A 16,436-nucleotide genomic window follows, 5' to 3' on the forward strand; every position below is an offset into this window, starting at 1 on the left:
GGCCGAGGCCGGGCCGGTCCAGTCGCCGTAGCCGAGCAGGTGCAGCCGCGGCTCGCCGAGGGCACGTGTCCCGTCGGTGGGGATGTGGCCGCGCGGGCCGCGCAGGTTCAGCGGGGCGAGGTGGGCCAGTGCCGGGCGGAAGCCGGTGCACCAGACGATCGCGTCCGCGTCGCTCTGGCTGCCGTCGGCCCACCGGACACCGGCAGCGGTGAGCTGGGTGAACATCGGCTTCGCGGTCAGGAGTCCGGCGTCGCGGGCGGCGCGGACGGGCGGCACGGCCACGATGTCGCCGAGCGAAGCCACCCCACCGGTGTCGTTACGGCCGGCGTCGAGGGCGCGGCGGCGGGCGGTGGCGACATCGAACAGGGCACGGCCCTCGATGTCGTCCGGCAGGAACCGCGGCGGGCGCTGCGTCACCCACGTCACCTGGACACGGCCGTCCAGGGCGAGGTCGGCGGCGATCTGGGCGCCGGAGTTTCCGCCGCCGACCACGACGACACGCTGGTCGGCGAAGTCGGCCGGACAGCGGTAGTTCACCGTGTGCAGCTGCCGCCCAGTGAAGGTACTGCGGCCGGGCACGGCGGGCAGAAACGGCCGCGACCAGTTGCCGGTGGCGCTGATGACCGCACGGGCCCGCCAGGTGCCGGAGTCCGCTTCGACCAGGAGCCGGTCTGCGTCGCGGCGCACGGCGTCCACGCGGGTGCCGTGCTGGACGGGCAGGTCGTAGCGCTTTTCGTAGTCGGTCAGGTAGTCCACCACGTGCCCGGCGCCCGGGTACGTCTCGCCTCCTTGGGCGGGCATGAGGCGGCCGGGCAGCGAGGAGTGCGCGGCCGGGGAGAACAGGTGCAGCGAGTCCCACATGTGCTGCCAGGACCCGCCCGGCGCCGCCTCGGCGTCCAGGATCACGAAGTCGAGACCTTGGCGGCGCAGGTGGTAGCCGGCGGCGAGTCCTGCCTGGCCGCCGCCGACCACCACCACATCCGTGCGCTGGGTCACGGGGCCGTCGTCACCGCGTCGGCGGCGAACTTCCGGCGCCAGGAGAGCGCGACGTAGACCAGGCCGATGAGCACCGGTACTTCGATGAGCGGGCCGACGACGCCGGACAGGGCCTGGCCGGAGGTGACGCCGAAGGTGGCGATGGCGACCGCGATGGCCAGCTCGAAGTTGTTGCCCGCCGCGGTGAAGGCGAGGGTCGCGGTGCGGTCATAGGCCAGACCCAAGCCCTTGCCCAGGAGGAAGGTCCCGAAGAACATCACGGCGAAGTAGACCAGCAGCGGCAGCGCGATCCGGGCGACGTCCAGCGGCTGCGAGGTGATGGTCTTCCCCTGGAGGGCGAAGAGAATGACGATCGTGAACAGCAGCCCGTACAGCGCCCACGGCCCGATCCTCGGCAGGAACCGCTGCTCGTAGTCCGCGCGGCCCAGCTTCCGCTCGCCGATGCGGCGGGTCAGGAAGCCGGCCAGCAGCGGGACCCCGAGGAAGACGACGACATTCAGGGCGATGTGCCACACGGACACGTCCAGGCCCTGGCCGTCGCCAAGGCTCATCCACCGGGGCAGCAGGTCGAGGTAGAACCAGCCCAGCAGGCCGAATGCGATGACCTGGAACACCGAGTTGAGAGCGACCAGGACGGCGGCGGCCTCGCGGTCGCCGCAGGCCAGGTCGTTCCAGATGATCACCATGGCGATACAACGGGCCAGGCCCACGATGATCAGACCCGTGCGGTACTCGGGCAGGTCCGGCAGGAAGATCCACGCGAGCGCGAACATGACCGCCGGGCCGACGATCCAGTTGATGACCAGCGAGGAGGCCATCAGCTTGCGGTCGCCGGTGACGGCGTCGAGCCGGTCGTAGCGGACCTTCGCCAGCACCGGGTACATCATGATCAGCAGACCGAGCGCGATCGGCAGGGAGATCCCGCCAATCTCCACCTTCGCGAGCGCGTCGTTCAGGCCAGGGATGAGCCGCCCCAGACCGAGACCGGCGGCCATGGCGAACAGGATCCACACCGCGAGGTAACGGTCGAGGGTGGAGAGCTTTTTGACGATCGAGTCGTCCCCGGCCGCCTCAGCGCTCTGGGCGCGGGAAGCGGTGGGCTCGGTGGAGGTCACGGGCAGGCCCTCTTGTTCTCGGCGGCTGTGCGGGCGGATTCGGCGAGCGCGGCGAACTGTCCGGACAGGTCGGCCAGGACGTCGGGCTTGAGCTTGTAGTAGGTGAAGCGGCCGCACGGCTCGGTCTCCACCAGCCCGGCCTCGCGCAGCACCTTCATGTGGTTGGACAGGTTGGTCTGCTTGGCCCCGGTCTCCTCCACCAGATGCGTGGTGCACAGCGTCTCGCGCGCCAGCAGGGTCACGATCTGCAGCCGGAGCGGATCGCCCAGCGCCCGGATCACATCAGGATCGACTGAAGTCAGCATGCGCTGATACTGTCACATCACCGTTCGCTGATACCAGCGGATGTTGATGTCATGGGTGGCGTGCAGCCGCCGCGAGACGGGAGAGCCCCTCATGCCCGAGAGCCCCGGCACGAAGCCGTCCGTCCTGTTCGTCTGCGTCCATAACGCCGGCCGTTCCCAGATGGCCGCCGCCTGGCTGACCCGCCTTGCCGGGGACCGCGTCGAGGTCCGCTCCGCCGGCTCCAACCCGGGCGAGCAGGTCAACCCGGCCGCCGTCGCCGCGATGGCCGAGGTCGGCATCGACATCTCCGCCGAGGTCCCGAAGATCCTCACCGTGGACGCGGTGAAGGAGTCCGACGTGTGCATCACCATGGGCTGCGGCGACACCTGCCCTGTCTTCCCTGGCAAGCGCTACCTGGACTGGAAGTTGGACGACCCGGCCGGACAGGGCGTCGAGGCTGTCCGCCCGATCCGCGACGAGATTAAGGCCCTGGTCGAGGATCTGATCGCCGAGATCGCCCCGGCCGAGCCAGAAGCGACTGCGTAAGCGGAGTAGCCGACGTCGTCATCGCGCGCACAGCCCTGTCACTCAGGGGCCCTGCTGGCGTAGGAATACCGCAGCCCTGGAATACGTGCCTGGTACCAGCTACTGGAGCAGCTCGGCCGCGAACTCGACTCCACGCACGGCCTCCTCGACGCCCTGCGCGCCCAGGACCACGAGCACGCCAACCGCATGCACACCCTGCTCGGCCTGCTCGAACTGGAGATGTACGACGACGCCGCGGAGTTCGTGGGGGAGGTCGTCGGCGAGCACCGGGCCACCGCCGAGCAGGTGGCCGAGCGGATCGAGGACCCGCTGCTCGCCGCCCTGCTGGTCGGCAAGGCGACCGTGGCGGCCGAGCGCGGGGTCACCCTGTGGGTCTCGGACCGCACCCGGCTCCCGGACCGGCTGATCGACCCGCGCGGGCTGGTGACGGTCGTCGGCAACCTGGTGGACAACGCGCTCGACGCCGCCGCGGGCACCCCGCACGCGCGCGTGGAGGTCGAACTGCGCGCCGAGGGGCGCACGGCGATCCTGCGCGTACGGGACACCGGACCGGGCGTCCCTGCCACCGAACGTGAGCTGATCTTCACCGAGGGCTGGTCCACGAAGCGGCCGCCCGCGCACGGGAAGCGCGGCATCGGGCTCTCCCTGGTCCACCGGCTCGCCGAGCGCCAGGGCGGCAGCGCCACCGTGGGCGAGGCGGAGGGTGGCGGCGCCGAGTTCACCGTCGTCCTGCCCGAGGCTCTGACCGACCCGGGGCCGGGGGACGGCCCCGAGCCCACTCCCTGCGCCACGGGTCCGGCACCCGCCCTGGCCGCCCCGTCGCCCCGCACCGCCAAGGAGAAGTCACGATGATCCAGGTCCTGGTCGTGGACGACGACACCAGGGTCGCCCAGGTCAACGCCGCCTACGTCGAGAAGGTCCCCGGCTTCCACGTGGCCGCCGAGGCGCACGACGCGGCCGGGGCGCTGCGCCAGTTGGAGCTGTTGCCGCAGGTGGACCTGGTCCTGCTGGACCACTATCTGCCCGACGAGACGGGCCTGGAGGTCGTCCAGGAGATGCGCCGCCGCGGCCATCAGACCGACGTGATCATGGTGACGGCGGCACGGGACGTCGCCACGGTCCAGGCCGCGATGCGTCAGGGTGCCCTTCAGTACCTGGTGAAACCGTTCGCCTTCGCCGGCCTGCGCGCCAAGCTGGAGGCGTACGCCGATCTGCGCAGCACCCTGGACGGCGGCGGCGAGGCCGAACAGGCCGACGTCGACCGCATCTTCGGCGCCCTGTCCGCCTCCTCGGAACCCGGACTGCCCAAGGGCCACTCCCCCACGACCGCCGAACTGGTCCGCCAGTCCCTGATGAACGCCGAAGGCCCCCTGTCCGCCCAGGAGATCGCCGAACGGACGGGAGTGAGCCGCCAGACCGCCCAGCGCTACCTGAAACTCCTGGAACGCACCGGCCGAGCCCGCCTCACCCTGAAATACGGCGACGCGGGCCGCCCCGAACACCGCTACACCTGGGCGACCCGCCCCTGAACACCGAAGGCCGGCTGCCGTACGACGGTGGAGACGCGGGTGTGCCGCCTACACCGCTCCCGCTCCCGTCAGCGAACGCACCTCGGTCTCCGCGTGCTTGGCCTCGTCCGCGACCTCGGTGGAGGTGACGGTGCCGAGCCAGCCCGCGAGGAAGCCGAGCGGGATCGAGACCAGGCCCGGGTTCTGGAGCGGGAAGTACTGGATGTCCACGCCGGGGAAGAGCGATTCCGGGCTGCCCGACACCACCGGCGACAGCACGACGAGCAGCAGAGCCGGCACCAGCCCGCCGTACACCGCCCACACGGCGCCCCGGGTCGTGAAGCCCCGCCAGAACAGCGAGTACAGCAGGACCGGCAGATTCGCGGACGCCGCGACCGCGAACGCGAGCCCCACCAGGAAGGCCACGTTGAGATCGCGGGCCAGCAGGCCGAGGGCGATCGCGACGACACCGATCCCGACGGCGGCCGCCCGCGCCACCGCCACCTCGCTGCGCGGCTTCGCGCCCCGGCGGCGCAGCGAGGCGTACAGGTCGTGCGCCACCGAGGCCGAGGAGGCGAGGGTGATGCCGGCGACGACCGCGAGGATCGTGGCGAAGGCGACGGCCGCCACGACCGCGAACAGCACCGTGCCCCCGGTGGAGTCGGCGCCACCGCCCAGGTCCAGAGCGAGCAACGGCACCGCCGTGTTCCCCGCCGCGTTGGAGCCCCGCACGGCGTCGGTGCCGACGATGGCCGCCGCCCCGAAGCCGAGGACGATCGTCATCAGGTAGAAGCCGCCGATGAGCCCGATCGACCAGACGACGGACCGACGTGCCGCCCGGGCCGTCGGCACGGTGTAGAAGCGCGACAGGATGTGCGGGAGTCCCGCCGTGCCCAGCACCAGCGCCAGTCCCAGGCTCATGAAGTCGAAACGCGCCGTCCAGTCCCCGCCGTACTTCAGCCCCGGTGCCAGGAACGCCGTCCCGTGCCCGCTGCGCTCCGCCGCCGTCAGCAGCAGCCGGTCGAAGTCACCGTGGAAGCGCACCAGGACGAGCACCGTGAGCACGATCGTGCCGGCGAGCAGCAGCACCGCCTTGACGATCTGGATCCATGTGGTGGCCCGCATCCCTCCCAACGACACGTAGATCACCATGAGCGCGCCGACCCCGATGACCGCCCACACCTGGGCCGCGGCGCTCGTGTTCCCGAGGAGCAGCGCGACCAGGCTGCCCGCCCCGACCATCTGCGCCACCAGATAGAGAACGGACACGGTGACCGAGGAAGTTCCCGCCGCGATCCGCACGGGCCGTTCCCTCATCCGCGCGGCGACCACGTCGGCGAGCGTGAACCGCCCGCAGTTGCGGACCAGTTCGGCGACGAGGAACAGCACCACCAGCCAGGCCACCAGAAAGCCGACCGAGTACAGCAGCCCGTCGTAGCCGTAGAGGGCGATGAGCCCGGAGATCCCGAGGAAAGAGGCGGCCGACATGTAGTCGCCCGCGATGGCAAAACCATTCTCCATCGGCGAGAACAACCGCCCGCCGGCGTAGAACTCCTCCTCCGAACCCTGCCGTTGCCGGCTCACCCATGTCGTGATCCCCAAGGTGACCGCGACGAAGGCACTGAACAGCAGTAACGCGAGCGTCTGGTGGTCGCCGGTCACAGAACGCCGCCTCTCGCGCCCCGCGTCAACTCCTGTGTGTCCCAGCGAAGTTCCAGCGCGGCACGGTCCCGTCGCAGCCGAGCGTGCCGGGCGTAGGCCCAGGTGAGCAGGAACGTGCTGAGGAACTGTCCGAGCCCCGCGAGCAATGCCACGTTCACCGCGCCGGCCACGGGTCGCGCCATGAATCCCGGCGCCGCCGTCGCGGTCACGACGTACCCGACGTACCAGAGGAAGAACCCGGCGACCGCCGGTCCCACGAACCTCCGGTACCGGCTGCGCACTTCCTGGAAGGCCGCGCTGCGCTGCACCTCCAGGTAGACCTGGGCCGCCGCCACGGCCCCGTCCTCCCGCTCCTTGCGCGCCGCCGGGACCTCGGCCGTGGGCGCCCTTCCGGTGCCCGGCTCGCCCCAGCCCGACGCGAGCGCGTCGTACCACGGGTCTTCGTAGCGCACCCCTGTCGGCGCGTCGACGAACGCCGAACCCTGGCCCTGATGGTGGTCACCCGGTCTCTCGGGACCGTCCCCGTCGCCGTGGGAACGACCGTTGCTTGACTGCATGCCCAAGGATGGACAGAACGGGAAGATCCCCGACTCTTCTTCCCTGCACACTTCACCCCATCAGGTGACCCAACCGACCATTCACCCCGCCGGAGGCCGTACCAACCCCTTTCTGTACGCGTAACGCACCGCCTGCGCCCGGTCCTTGATCCCGATCTTGGCGAACATGTTGTTGATGTGGGTCTTCACCGTCGCCGTGGACACATGCAGCCTCCGCCCGATCTCCTGGTTGCTGAGCCCTTCGGCGATCAGCAACAGCACCTCCGTCTCTCGTGTGGTCAGCCCGTCCGGCGGCTCCGCGGGGTGCGCCGGTTCCGGCTCGGGCGCCGAAAGCCGCTCCAGCAACCGCCGTTGGACGCTCGGTGAGAGCCCCGCGTCCCCGGACAGGACGCTCTGCACGGCCCGCACGATCTCGTCCCCGCCCGCGTCCTTGGTCAGATAGCCCCGGGCGCCCGCCTTCAGCGCCGGGAACAGGGACTCGTCGTCGGCGAACGTCGTGAGCACCACCACCTGTGTCCCGGGGTGCTCGGCCCGGATGCGCCGGGTGGCCTCGACTCCGTCGCAGCGGGGCATGCGCAGGTCCATCAGCACCACGTCCGGGGCAAGTTCGGCGACCAGCTTCACCGCCTCGTCCCCGTCTCCCGCGGCGCCCACGACCTCGACCCCCGGCAGCAGTCCGAGCAGCATCACGATGCCCTCCCGAACGACGGTCTGGTCGTCCGCCACCACGACCCTGGCCGGCCTGTCGTCCGTCTCCCGTGTCATACCGGCACCCTCAGCGTCACCACGAACCCTTCCTCACCCGGTCCCGCGTCGAGCGACCCGCCCAGCAGCTCCGCACGCTCGCGCATACCCAGCAGACCGTACCCGCCACCGACCTGCGCGAGTTCGCCCGGCGAGCCACCCGAGTCCCGTACGTCCAGGGTCACTTCACGGGCTTCGTACGCCAACCGCACGCAGACCTTCGCCCCGGGCGCGTGCTTGCGGGCGTTCGTCAGTGCCTCCTGCGCGACCCGCCGCACGGTCTGCGACGCCTCGGCCGGCAGCGGTCTTCGCTCGCCCTCGACGGTGATCTCGGCTCCGTCGGCCTGACGCACCAGGCCGGTCAGGAACTCCTCCAGCGGGGTCAGGTCGCCCCTCAGCGCGGAGAGCGCCTGCCGGGTCTCGTCCAGCCCGTCACGGGCCATCCCGCGGGCCGCCACCACCCGTTCGAGGATCTGCGCCCGGTCCGCGCCCCGCTCGATCAGCAGCCGGGCGGCCTCCAGGTGCACGAGCTGCGCCGAGAGACTGTGTGCCAGCACATCGTGGATCTCCCGGGCGATACGGGCCCGCTCGGCCAGCGCCGCCGACTCGGCCTCGGCCGCTCTGGCCGCCCGCTCCTGAGCGAGCAGCCGCTGGGCACTCCCGCGCGCCTCGGCGTCCAGTCGCAGCGCGTAACCGGCGAGGGCCATGCCTCCGATGATGACGGCGGTGGTCGGCCAGGCGTCCCCGTCGGCCACGGCGAAGGCAGCGAACGCGGCCGAGGCCATGGGCAGACCTGCCGCGAGCGGAAGTCTCTCCAGCGCGGCGATGGCGCACCCGCACCACAGGACGACAGCCGGTGAACGGAGGCCCACCGTCTGGAGGGCGGCCGCGAGCCCCAGCAGGAGGGTGCTGAGCCCGAGGGAGGGCCACAGCCGGTGCTGAAGCGTGGTCCGGAACAACGCCCAGGCCAGTCCGCCGGCCACCAGCACCCCGACGCCCCCGGCGACCGCGGCCCCTCCATGGATCCGTCTGTCGTGGAAGGCGCTCCACAACAGGGCGCCGAGCACCAGCAGCCGCACGGCCCAGGCCAGCAGCCGTCTGGCTCCCGAGATCCCCTGGCGGCCCAGCGCCTCGCGCGAGGGCCAGCGTGTCCACACGTTCTCCGTCACACGGGCTCCTTCCACGCGGGCCGGGGCAGGCGGTCTCGGTACGCCGGACCGTGCGCGCAAGCGCCGTGCAGCTCGCTCGCCCGCCACATCAGGATCCCGGAGCGGACCAGCAGGGTGGAAGCGAGGGCAAGGAGCAGGGCGGAGCTGTTCTGGTGGACGCCCACCAGTGCGGCCAGGCCGAAGAGACCCACGCGCAGTCCGATGCCGGTGATCCAGACGATCACGCTCGCCTTGGTGCTCTTGCTCCACATCGCGCCGTCCGGCTCCACCCATATGCGGGTGGTCCAGGCCCAGCCGGCTCCCATGGCCACGCCCACGATCAGCTCGGCCCCGAGCACCAGGGCCGACGCGAGGTGATGGTGTGCGCCGAGAAGACCGGGCTCGCGCAGAGCCACGACGGCCAGGACACCGGGCAGGACCCACCATCGCCGGTCCGTGTCCACACGGCTCGCACGAAACTGCCGCACGATCACCAGCACGGCCACGGCCGCGATCAACAGCGCGTCGACAAGCCCGGACATCACAGCCTCCGTCAGCGGGAAGGGGAAGCCGACAGCGAGCGCTGCCGACGCCTTCGACGCTACGGAATCCCGCAGGCCAGGAGATCGGAACCAGGGTGGATCAAGGGTGGAACTCGACCTGCCTGTTCTCTCCACCCACGGGTGGAGAGCAGGGCTCGTGCGCCCTGGCACCGGTCAGCCGTCAGGCCCGGCCCGAGCACAGACCTCGTGTCCGGACCGGGCCACACCTCTCACGGCCGAGCGCAGCGCCTACGCATCGATGCGCGACCGGTCCAGCGTCGCCGCCGAGCTGGAGATGAACTCCTTCCGAGGAGCCACGTCGTTACCCATGAGCAGATCGAACACCTGCTCGGCCGCTTCGAGGTCGGAGAGGTTGATCCGGCGCAGGGTGCGGTGGCGCGGGTCCATCGTCGTCTCCGCGAGCTGGTCGGCGTCCATCTCACCGAGGCCCTTGTAGCGCTGGATGGAGTCCTTGTACCGGACGCCCTTGGTCTGGAACTCCATGAGCTTGTCGCGCAGCTCACGGTCCGAGTACGTGTAGACGTACTTGTCCTGGCCCCGCTTCGGCTGGACCAGCTCGATGCGGTGCAGCGGCGGCACCGCGGCGAACACCCGGCCGGCCTCGACCATGGGCCGCATGTAGCGCTGGAACAGGGTCAGCAGCAGGCACCGGATGTGGGAGCCGTCCACATCGGCGTCGGTCATCATGATGATCTTGCCGTAGCGGGCGGCGTCGATGTCGAAGGTGCGCCCGGAGCCGGCCCCTATGACCTGGATGATCGCCCCGCACTCGGCGTTCTTCAGCATGTCGGTGACGGACGACTTCTGGACGTTGAGGATCTTGCCGCGGATCGGCAGCAGCGCCTGGAACTCGGAGTTCCGGGCGAGCTTCGCCGTACCGAGCGCGGAGTCCCCCTCGACGATGAACAGCTCGCTGCGGTCGACGTCGTCACTGCGGCAGTCGGCGAGCTTGGCGGGCAGGGAGGAGGACTCCAGGGCCGTCTTGCGGCGCTGCGCGTCCTTGTGCTGGCGGGCGGCGATACGCGTGCGTGCCGCGGCGACCGCCTTCTCCATGACGACCCGCGCCTGGGCGGCGGCGTCCCGCTTGGTGGATGTCAGGAACGCCTTGAGCTCCTTGGAGATCACGGTGTTCACGATGCGACGGGCCGCCGAGGTGCCGAGCACCTCCTTGGTCTGGCCCTCGAACTGCGGCTCGGCCAGCCGGACGGTGACGACGGCGGTCAGACCCTCCAGGGCGTCGTCCTTGACGATGTCGTCCTCGGCGACGCGCAGGAGCTTCTTGGCGCGCAGCACCTCGTTCATGGTGCTGGCGACGGCCGTCTCGAAGCCGGCGACGTGGGTGCCGCCCTTGGGGGTGGCGATGATGTTGACGAAGGACTTCAGGGTCGTGTCGTACCCCGTGCCCCAGCGCATCGCGACATCGACCTCGAGTTCGCGGGTGACCTGGGTGGGGGTCATCTGGCCGTGCTCGTCGAGGACCGGGACGGTCTCCCGGAAGGTGCCCTGTCCGGTGAAGCGGAGGACGTCGCACACGGCCTTGTCGGTGGCCAGGTACTCGCAGAACTCGCTGATGCCGCCGTCGAAGCGGAACGACTCCTCGCCCTTGCTGCCGCCGTCGCCCAGGCCGTACTCGTCGCGGACGACGATGGTCAGGCCCGGCACCAGGAAGGCGGTCTGGCGGGCGCGCTGGTGGAGGTTCTCCAGCGAGAGCTTGGCGTCCTTGAGGAAGATCTGCCGGTCGGCCCAGTACCGCACACGCGTGCCGGTGCGGGCCCTGGCGATCTTCTTGGCCTTGCGCAGCCCGCTCCCGGACTCGAACTTGGCGTCGGGGCCGTCGGCGCCGAAGGCCCCGGGGACACCGCGGCGGAAGCTGATCGCGTGTGTGTGGCCACCGCGGTCCACCTCGACGTCGAGCCGGGCGGACAGGGCGTTCACGACGGAGGCACCGACGCCGTGCAGACCGCCGGAGGCGGCGTAGGAGCCGCCGCCGAACTTGCCGCCGGCGTGCAGCTTGGTCATGACGACCTCGACGCCGGAGAGTCCGGTCTTGGGTTCGACGTCGACCGGGATGCCCCGGCCGTTGTCCCGCACCTCGACCGAGGCGTCGTCGTGCAGGATCACCTCGATGTGGTCGCAGTAGCCCCCGAGGGCCTCGTCGACCGAGTTGTCGATGATCTCCCACAGGCAGTGCATCAGACCGCGGCTGTCGGTCGACCCGATGTACATGCCCGGACGCTTCCGCACGGCCTCGAGCCCCTCGAGGACGAGCAGGTGCCGCGCGGTGTAGTTGGAACCGTCCCGGTCTGCTCCTGCCAGCAGAGCTGTGGACGGCACGGACGTTTCGGCGGTCACGCGGTTCGCTCCTCGCTGAATTTCAGGTGGGGCCCTTCTGGGTAAGGGCACGGCGTCATTCGCCGCCAAGAGGGTACCGATGCCTGGTAGAGCCGTTGTCACGCCACCCTCGTGTGTGACTCACCCTAGTCCAGAGTCGCATGCATGTTCGATCCCTCAATGGGGTGAAGTACATATCACGTTCCCTTCGAGGCATGAACCATTTAGGCTCCGGGCACGTCCTCATGAACAAACCGGCAACCCAGCCGGAAGGACCGGACCATGACCGACAGCGCGAAACCGTAAGACACAAAGACACGCAATACGGCACATTCGCCGCCAAACCGGCAGCAGACGGCCACCTCGAAGATTTTTTTCGAGGAGAAGCCACGAGCGGGAACGTTTTGGGGCTGGTTGGATGTTGACCCTGGTACGACAGCTCGTCGAGCTAGAGAAGAGGCGACGTGACTACTGTTCTGACCCCCGCGAGCCCGCTGACGGCCGCTGACCGCTGCGACCGCTGCGGCGCCCAGGCGTACGTGCGCGTCGTCCTGCTCAGCGGCGGAGAACTGCTCTTCTGCGCCCACCACGGCCGCAAGTTCGAGCCGGAGCTCAAGAAGATCGCCGCTGAAATACAGGACGAGACGGAGCGGCTGACGACCGTTCCTGCATCCGCCTCCGAAGAAGAGCGCTGATCCCTCGCGTCCACGACGAGCGAAAGCCGGCACAGGCCGGTGCGTGGCGGCGGCCCCTGGAAACAGGGGCCGCCGCCCGTTTTCATACCGCGATACGGCATCCCCGCCCCAGGACGGAGAAGCACCCAGCTCCCGTCAGGACGTCGTGGCGGCGTCTGAAGGGGTCGCGAGGGCGCCCGGAGGTGTGGCGCCGGGCCCGAGCACCCGTACGACGTCCGAGACGCGCGTATAGACGCCTGGGCTCCCCGCACGGCCGCAACCGCTGCCCCACGACACCAGACCGATGAGCCGGCCCTGAGCGACCAGCGGTCCGCCGCTGTCCCCCTGGCAGGCGTCGCGGCCGCCCTGCGGCTCGCCGGCGCACACCATGCTCGACGCCAGATAGGTGCCGTCGGGCGAGGCCGGATAGGCCCGCTCGCAGCGCTCGTCCTCCAGCACATGCACCCGGGCCGCCCGCAGGCTGTGGGCGTAGGCGCCGAACCCGGTGGTGTCCCCCCATCCGTAGACGACGGCCTCGGTACCGGGCGCGTACGCGGGATCACCCTCGGCGGCCAGAGCGATGGCCGCCGTCCGCGGCAGAGATTCGGCAAGCGTCAGTACGGCGAAGTCGCCCGCGTTGCTGGCACTGTCGTAGTCCGGATTCACCCAGGTGCCGCTCACGCGGATCTCCCTGCCGTGGTCCGTGTACAGATCCGTGCGCTCCGCGATGACCTTCAGGTCGCGCACCTGGTCCGGCGGCGCCCCGAGGGCGTCCAGGCTCAGGCAGTGGGCGGCCGTGAGCACGGTGGTCGGCCCCACCACGACCCCGCCGCAGAACTGCCCCGACCGTGTACCTCCGAACCGGTCACGGCTGGACAGCGCGACCGTCCACGGGCTGTGCGCGACATCGACGGGAAAGCCGCCCACGACGACGCCGTCGGAGGCTGCCGGGGCGGCCGACAGCAACGGTATGGCGGCCGCCGCGGCCGCGAGGATCAACGGCCGGGCCAGCGCCCGGACCAAGGGACGTCGCATGCGCGCTCCTCACCTGAAGTGATCGATGAACACCCAGAGTGATCCACTCGGCGACGCCCCGCACCCGCGCGCTCACGCCGAAGGCCCGGCTTCCCCGAGGGGAGGCCGGGCCTTCGGCGTCGTACGGCGGTGACTCGGTCGTACGGCAGTGACCTAGTCGAGGTAGTCGCGGAGCACCTGCGAACGCGACGGGTGGCGCAGCTTCGACATGGTCTTGGACTCGATCTGGCGGATCCGCTCACGCGTGACGCCGTACACCTTGCCGATCTCGTCGAGGGTCTTGGGCTGACCGTCGGTGAGACCGAACCGCATGGAGACGACGCCGGCCTCGCGCTCGGAGAGCGTGTCGAGGACGGAGTGGAGCTGCTCCTGGAGGAGCGTGAAGCTGACCGCGTCGGCGGGCACGACGGCCTCGGAGTCCTCGATGAGGTCACCGAACTCGCTGTCGCCGTCCTCGCCCAGCGGGGTGTGCAGGGAGATGGGCTCGCGGCCGTACTTCTGGACCTCGATGACCTTCTCGGGGGTCATGTCGAGTTCCTTGGCCAGCTCCTCCGGGGTGGGCTCGCGGCCCAGGTCCTGGAGCATCTGGCGCTGCACGCGCGCGAGCTTGTTGATGACCTCGACCATGTGCACCGGGATACGGATGGTGCGCGCCTGGTCGGCCATGGCGCGGGTGATCGCCTGACGGATCCACCAGGTGGCGTACGTGGAGAACTTGTAGCCCTTGGTGTAGTCGAACTTCTCGACCGCGCGGATCAGACCGAGGTTGCCCTCCTGGATGAGGTCCAGGAAGAGCATGCCGCGGCCGGTGTAGCGCTTGGCCAGGGAGACCACCAGACGGAGGTTGGCCTCCAGGAGGTGGTTCTTGGCGCGGCGCCCGTCCTCGGCGATGATCTCCAGCTCGCGCTTGAGCTTGGGGGCGAGCTTGTCGGCGTTGGCCAGCTTGTCCTCGGCGAACAGACCGGCCTCGATGCGCTTGGCGAGCTCGACCTCCTGCTCGGCGTTGAGCAGCGGGACCTTGCCGATCTGCTTGAGGTAGTCCTTGACCGGGTCGGCCGTGGCGCCGGCGGCGGCGACCTGCTGGGCCGGCGCGTCGTCCTCGTCCTCGTCGGACAGGACGAAGCCGGCGTTCTCGGTGCCCTCGGGCTCGTCGCCCTTGGGAGCCGCCTCTTCGAGGACCTCTTCCTCGACCAGCTCGGCGTCGTCCTTCTTGGCGGCGGTCTTCTTGGCCGCCGTCTTCTTCGCGGGGGCGGTGGTCTTCTTCGCGGCCGCCTTCTTGGCGGTCGTCGTCTTCTTCGCGGCCGCCTTCTTGGCGGGGGCGGTCTCTTCCTCTGTGACGTCGTCCGCAGCGGAGGCGACCGGGGCGGCCGAGGTGGTGGCGGTGGCCTTCCTCGTGGTCACCGTCTTCGCCGCCACGGTCTTGGTGGCGGTGCGCTTGGCCGGACTCTTCGCTGCGACGCTCTTTCGGGTGCGCTTGGGCTCCGCGGCACTGACCATCAGCGTCACACCCTCTTCCTCGAGGATCTGGTTGAGGCTGCGCAGTACGTTCTTCCACTGAGTGGCCGGAATCTGGTCAGCTTCGAAGGCCCGACGCACATCGTCGCCGGCGATCTGCCCCTCAGCCTTTCCCCGCTCAATGAGCGCCATGACAGAGACGGACTCGGCGATCTCCGGCGGGAGCGTACGGGATGTGCTGGCCGACACGAACAACCTCTCGGAACGTTGGAAAACGGCTTCCGGCCCCGTCCACGACGGACAGGAGCCGACCACCGACCTGGGGATGGGCCGACGGTGCGGGCGGGGGCCGGGAAGATTCACAGCGCCGTGACCGGCGTCCGTATTCCCTCCTCGACTGTCACCTCTTAGGTCATCGCGTTGTTTCCATGAGCGTTACGCCCAATCTTCGTGGCCCGAGTCACACCCCGTAAGCGATCAAAAGCAGTCAGATCATGACAAAGAAGGTCACCTGTGGCACCCGTGCGCGTTCTGCGCCTCTCGCGGCGGCCTTCTTCGCCGTCATCAGCCCTTGCTCGTTGTGCGCCGGCGCATGCGCGTCGCGCGCCCCACACCTGCCGTGCGCCCCCTGCCCGCCAGGCGCCCCCGCCTGTCACGCACCGGACCCCGCAGCCCCGGGGACGGGTTCCGCGGGGTCCGAAGGGGGCGGGCAAGCCGGCCGGGGATGACGCAGGAGGGGGAGGGCACCCCCGGGCCGTGCCGCCCAGTGGTGTGCGGTCAGTGCTCGCGCGGCGCCGGTACGACGCGCTCCACCTCGGGGTGCACGGTGAGGAGCTGCCGCATCGCCGCCTCGGCCGCACCGCCGTCGGCCGCCGCCAGGGCGTCCACGATCCTGCCGTGGTGGGCCAGGGACACCTCGGTCGGCCGGTCGCAGCCGGTGACCGGACCGCCGGAGACCTGAAGGGCCGCCGACACGATCCCGGAGAGGTGCTCCAGCATGCGGTTTCCCGAGACCTGGATGAGCAGCGCGTGGAACTCGGTGTCGGCCCGGGAGTACGTGAGCGCGTCACCCTGCGCCATCGCGTGCCCCATGATCTCGACCATGTCACCGAGCCGCTGCTGCACATCGTCCCGGCCGTGCCCGGCGGCGAGCCGGGCGGCGAGCGGTTCGATCGTCCAGCGCAGCTCGCTCAGCTCACGTCGCTGATCGTCGCGCTGCGGACCGAAGGCGCGCCATTCGATGATGTCCGGGTCGAGAAGGTTCCAGTCGCTCACGGGACGCACGCGTGTGCCGACGTTCGGCCGGGCGCTGACCAGGCCCTTGGCCTCCAGCACGCGAAGCGACTCGCGGACGACGGTGCGGGAGACCTCGAAACGCTGGCCGATCTCCTCGGGCACCAGCGGACGGTCGGCGCCCAGGTCACCCGAAACGATCATCTGTCCGAGCTGTTGGACGAGCTGGCCGTGCAGCCCGCGGCCGCGGCTGCCCGCGGTGCGCCGGCCCACACGGCCCAGCTCGGGGTCCGCGCCTTCCCAGACGGGAACACCGACGCGGTCGACGGAGGGCGCGTCGGCGAAGGGGTAGCGGTCGAGTTCGCCCGGGCCGGCCAGACCGGAGTCGGCGGAGCGGGCGGCGGTCATCATGGTGTGCGCAAGGGTACTCACGGATCCTTTGTCGGCGTCGCCTCCAACTCCCTTGAGGTCTTTGGTGAAAAGCACACGAAAGGGTGATCGCTCACCCCGTCGCAATTGACGCCTTATCGGAAAGAAATGGGCTTTCTCCGGGGAGTTGTGCACATGCCCGGACCATATGGTTG

Annotated in this window: 15 protein-coding genes and 1 pseudogene; 4 read left to right on the top strand and 12 right to left on the bottom strand. The window is 70.1% G+C overall.

Going from position 1 to position 16,436, the window contains the following annotated elements:
• From G6W55_RS30970 to G6W55_RS30980, 3 genes are all read right to left on the bottom strand, one after another.
• A partial coding sequence (locus G6W55_RS30970; protein ID WP_175524044.1) for an ArsO family NAD(P)H-dependent flavin-containing monooxygenase occupies positions 1 to 996 on the bottom strand: 996 nt, incomplete at its 3' end.
• Positions 993 to 2,111 (bottom strand): ACR3 family arsenite efflux transporter, encoded by a 1,119-nt coding sequence (gene arsB, locus G6W55_RS30975; RefSeq protein ID WP_175524045.1) that lies wholly within the window; start codon positions 2,109 to 2,111, stop codon positions 993 to 995. The genes G6W55_RS30970 and arsB, both read right to left, overlap by 4 nt.
• Positions 2,108 to 2,416 carry a helix-turn-helix transcriptional regulator gene (locus G6W55_RS30980; RefSeq protein WP_030587673.1) on the bottom strand — a complete coding sequence of 103 codons (309 nt, stop codon included), beginning with the start codon at positions 2,414 to 2,416 and terminating at the stop codon, positions 2,108 to 2,110. Before G6W55_RS30980 ends, arsB begins: the two co-directional genes overlap by 4 nt.
• 91 nt (positions 2,417 to 2,507) lie before the next feature.
• Here G6W55_RS30980 and G6W55_RS30985 point away from each other — a divergent pair, with 91 nt between their 5' ends.
• The 3 genes and pseudogenes from G6W55_RS30985 to G6W55_RS30995 all read left to right on the top strand — a co-directional run bounded on the left by G6W55_RS30985 (position 2,508) and on the right by G6W55_RS30995 (position 4,471).
• Entirely contained in the window at positions 2,508 to 2,942 is a 435-nt protein-coding gene (locus G6W55_RS30985; RefSeq protein WP_030587677.1) for an arsenate reductase ArsC, read from the top strand.
• A gap of 102 nt (positions 2,943 to 3,044) precedes the next feature.
• Positions 3,045 to 3,794, top strand: a pseudogene (locus G6W55_RS30990) (sensor histidine kinase); the annotation flags it as partial.
• Positions 3,791 to 4,471 carry a response regulator gene (locus G6W55_RS30995; protein WP_175524046.1) on the top strand — a complete coding sequence of 227 codons (681 nt, stop codon included), beginning with the start codon at positions 3,791 to 3,793 and terminating at the stop codon, positions 4,469 to 4,471. The pseudogene G6W55_RS30990 and the gene G6W55_RS30995, both read left to right, overlap by 4 nt.
• Before the next feature lie 48 nt (positions 4,472 to 4,519).
• On the opposite strand, the gene G6W55_RS31000 is transcribed toward G6W55_RS30995, so the two are convergent.
• From G6W55_RS31000 to G6W55_RS31025, 6 genes are all read right to left on the bottom strand, one after another.
• Positions 4,520 to 6,112 carry a cation acetate symporter gene (locus tag G6W55_RS31000; RefSeq protein WP_175524047.1) on the bottom strand — a complete coding sequence of 531 codons (1,593 nt, stop codon included), beginning with the start codon at positions 6,110 to 6,112 and terminating at the stop codon, positions 4,520 to 4,522.
• Complete coding sequence (locus G6W55_RS31005; RefSeq protein WP_175524048.1) at positions 6,109 to 6,669, bottom strand: DUF485 domain-containing protein; 561 nt, start codon at positions 6,667 to 6,669, stop codon at positions 6,109 to 6,111. The genes G6W55_RS31000 and G6W55_RS31005 overlap by 4 nt, the downstream gene beginning before the upstream one ends.
• 81 nt (positions 6,670 to 6,750) lie before the next feature.
• Positions 6,751 to 7,434, bottom strand: a complete 684-nt coding sequence (locus G6W55_RS31010) for a response regulator transcription factor (protein WP_030790018.1) — start codon at positions 7,432 to 7,434, stop codon at positions 6,751 to 6,753.
• Positions 7,431 to 8,582, bottom strand: a complete 1,152-nt coding sequence (locus tag G6W55_RS31015; RefSeq protein ID WP_175524049.1) for a histidine kinase — start codon at positions 8,580 to 8,582, stop codon at positions 7,431 to 7,433. Before G6W55_RS31015 ends, G6W55_RS31010 begins: the two co-directional genes overlap by 4 nt.
• Entirely contained in the window at positions 8,579 to 9,103 is a 525-nt protein-coding gene (locus G6W55_RS31020) for a DUF1453 family protein (protein WP_175524050.1), read from the bottom strand. The genes G6W55_RS31015 and G6W55_RS31020 overlap by 4 nt, the downstream gene beginning before the upstream one ends.
• A 249-nt stretch (positions 9,104 to 9,352) precedes the next feature.
• Entirely contained in the window at positions 9,353 to 11,476 is a 2,124-nt protein-coding gene (locus G6W55_RS31025; protein WP_085212856.1) for a type IIA DNA topoisomerase subunit B, read from the bottom strand.
• Between the two features lie 443 nt (positions 11,477 to 11,919).
• Here G6W55_RS31025 and G6W55_RS31030 point away from each other — a divergent pair, with 443 nt between their 5' ends.
• Complete coding sequence (locus G6W55_RS31030) at positions 11,920 to 12,150, top strand: hypothetical protein (RefSeq protein ID WP_030790025.1); 231 nt, start codon at positions 11,920 to 11,922, stop codon at positions 12,148 to 12,150.
• Between the two features lie 135 nt (positions 12,151 to 12,285).
• Here G6W55_RS31030 and G6W55_RS31035 read toward each other — a convergent pair whose 3' ends face one another.
• The 3 genes from G6W55_RS31035 to G6W55_RS31045 all read right to left on the bottom strand — a co-directional run bounded on the left by G6W55_RS31035 (position 12,286) and on the right by G6W55_RS31045 (position 16,284).
• Complete coding sequence (locus G6W55_RS31035) at positions 12,286 to 13,164, bottom strand: serine protease (protein WP_175524051.1); 879 nt, start codon at positions 13,162 to 13,164, stop codon at positions 12,286 to 12,288.
• A gap of 153 nt (positions 13,165 to 13,317) precedes the next feature.
• Positions 13,318 to 14,868, bottom strand: coding sequence for an RNA polymerase sigma factor (locus tag G6W55_RS31040; protein WP_085213033.1), 1,551 nt, complete (start codon positions 14,866 to 14,868; stop codon positions 13,318 to 13,320).
• A 528-nt stretch (positions 14,869 to 15,396) separates the two neighbouring features.
• Positions 15,397 to 16,284: a FadR/GntR family transcriptional regulator gene (locus tag G6W55_RS31045; RefSeq protein WP_175524052.1), complete on the bottom strand. Its 888-nt coding sequence runs from the start codon at positions 16,282 to 16,284 to the stop codon at positions 15,397 to 15,399.
• Positions 16,285 to 16,436 lie beyond the last annotated feature (152 nt).

The organism is Streptomyces sp. CAI-85 (assembly GCF_013363615.1).
Taxonomy (GTDB): Bacteria; Actinomycetota; Actinomycetes; order Streptomycetales; family Streptomycetaceae; genus Streptomyces; species Streptomyces antibioticus_B.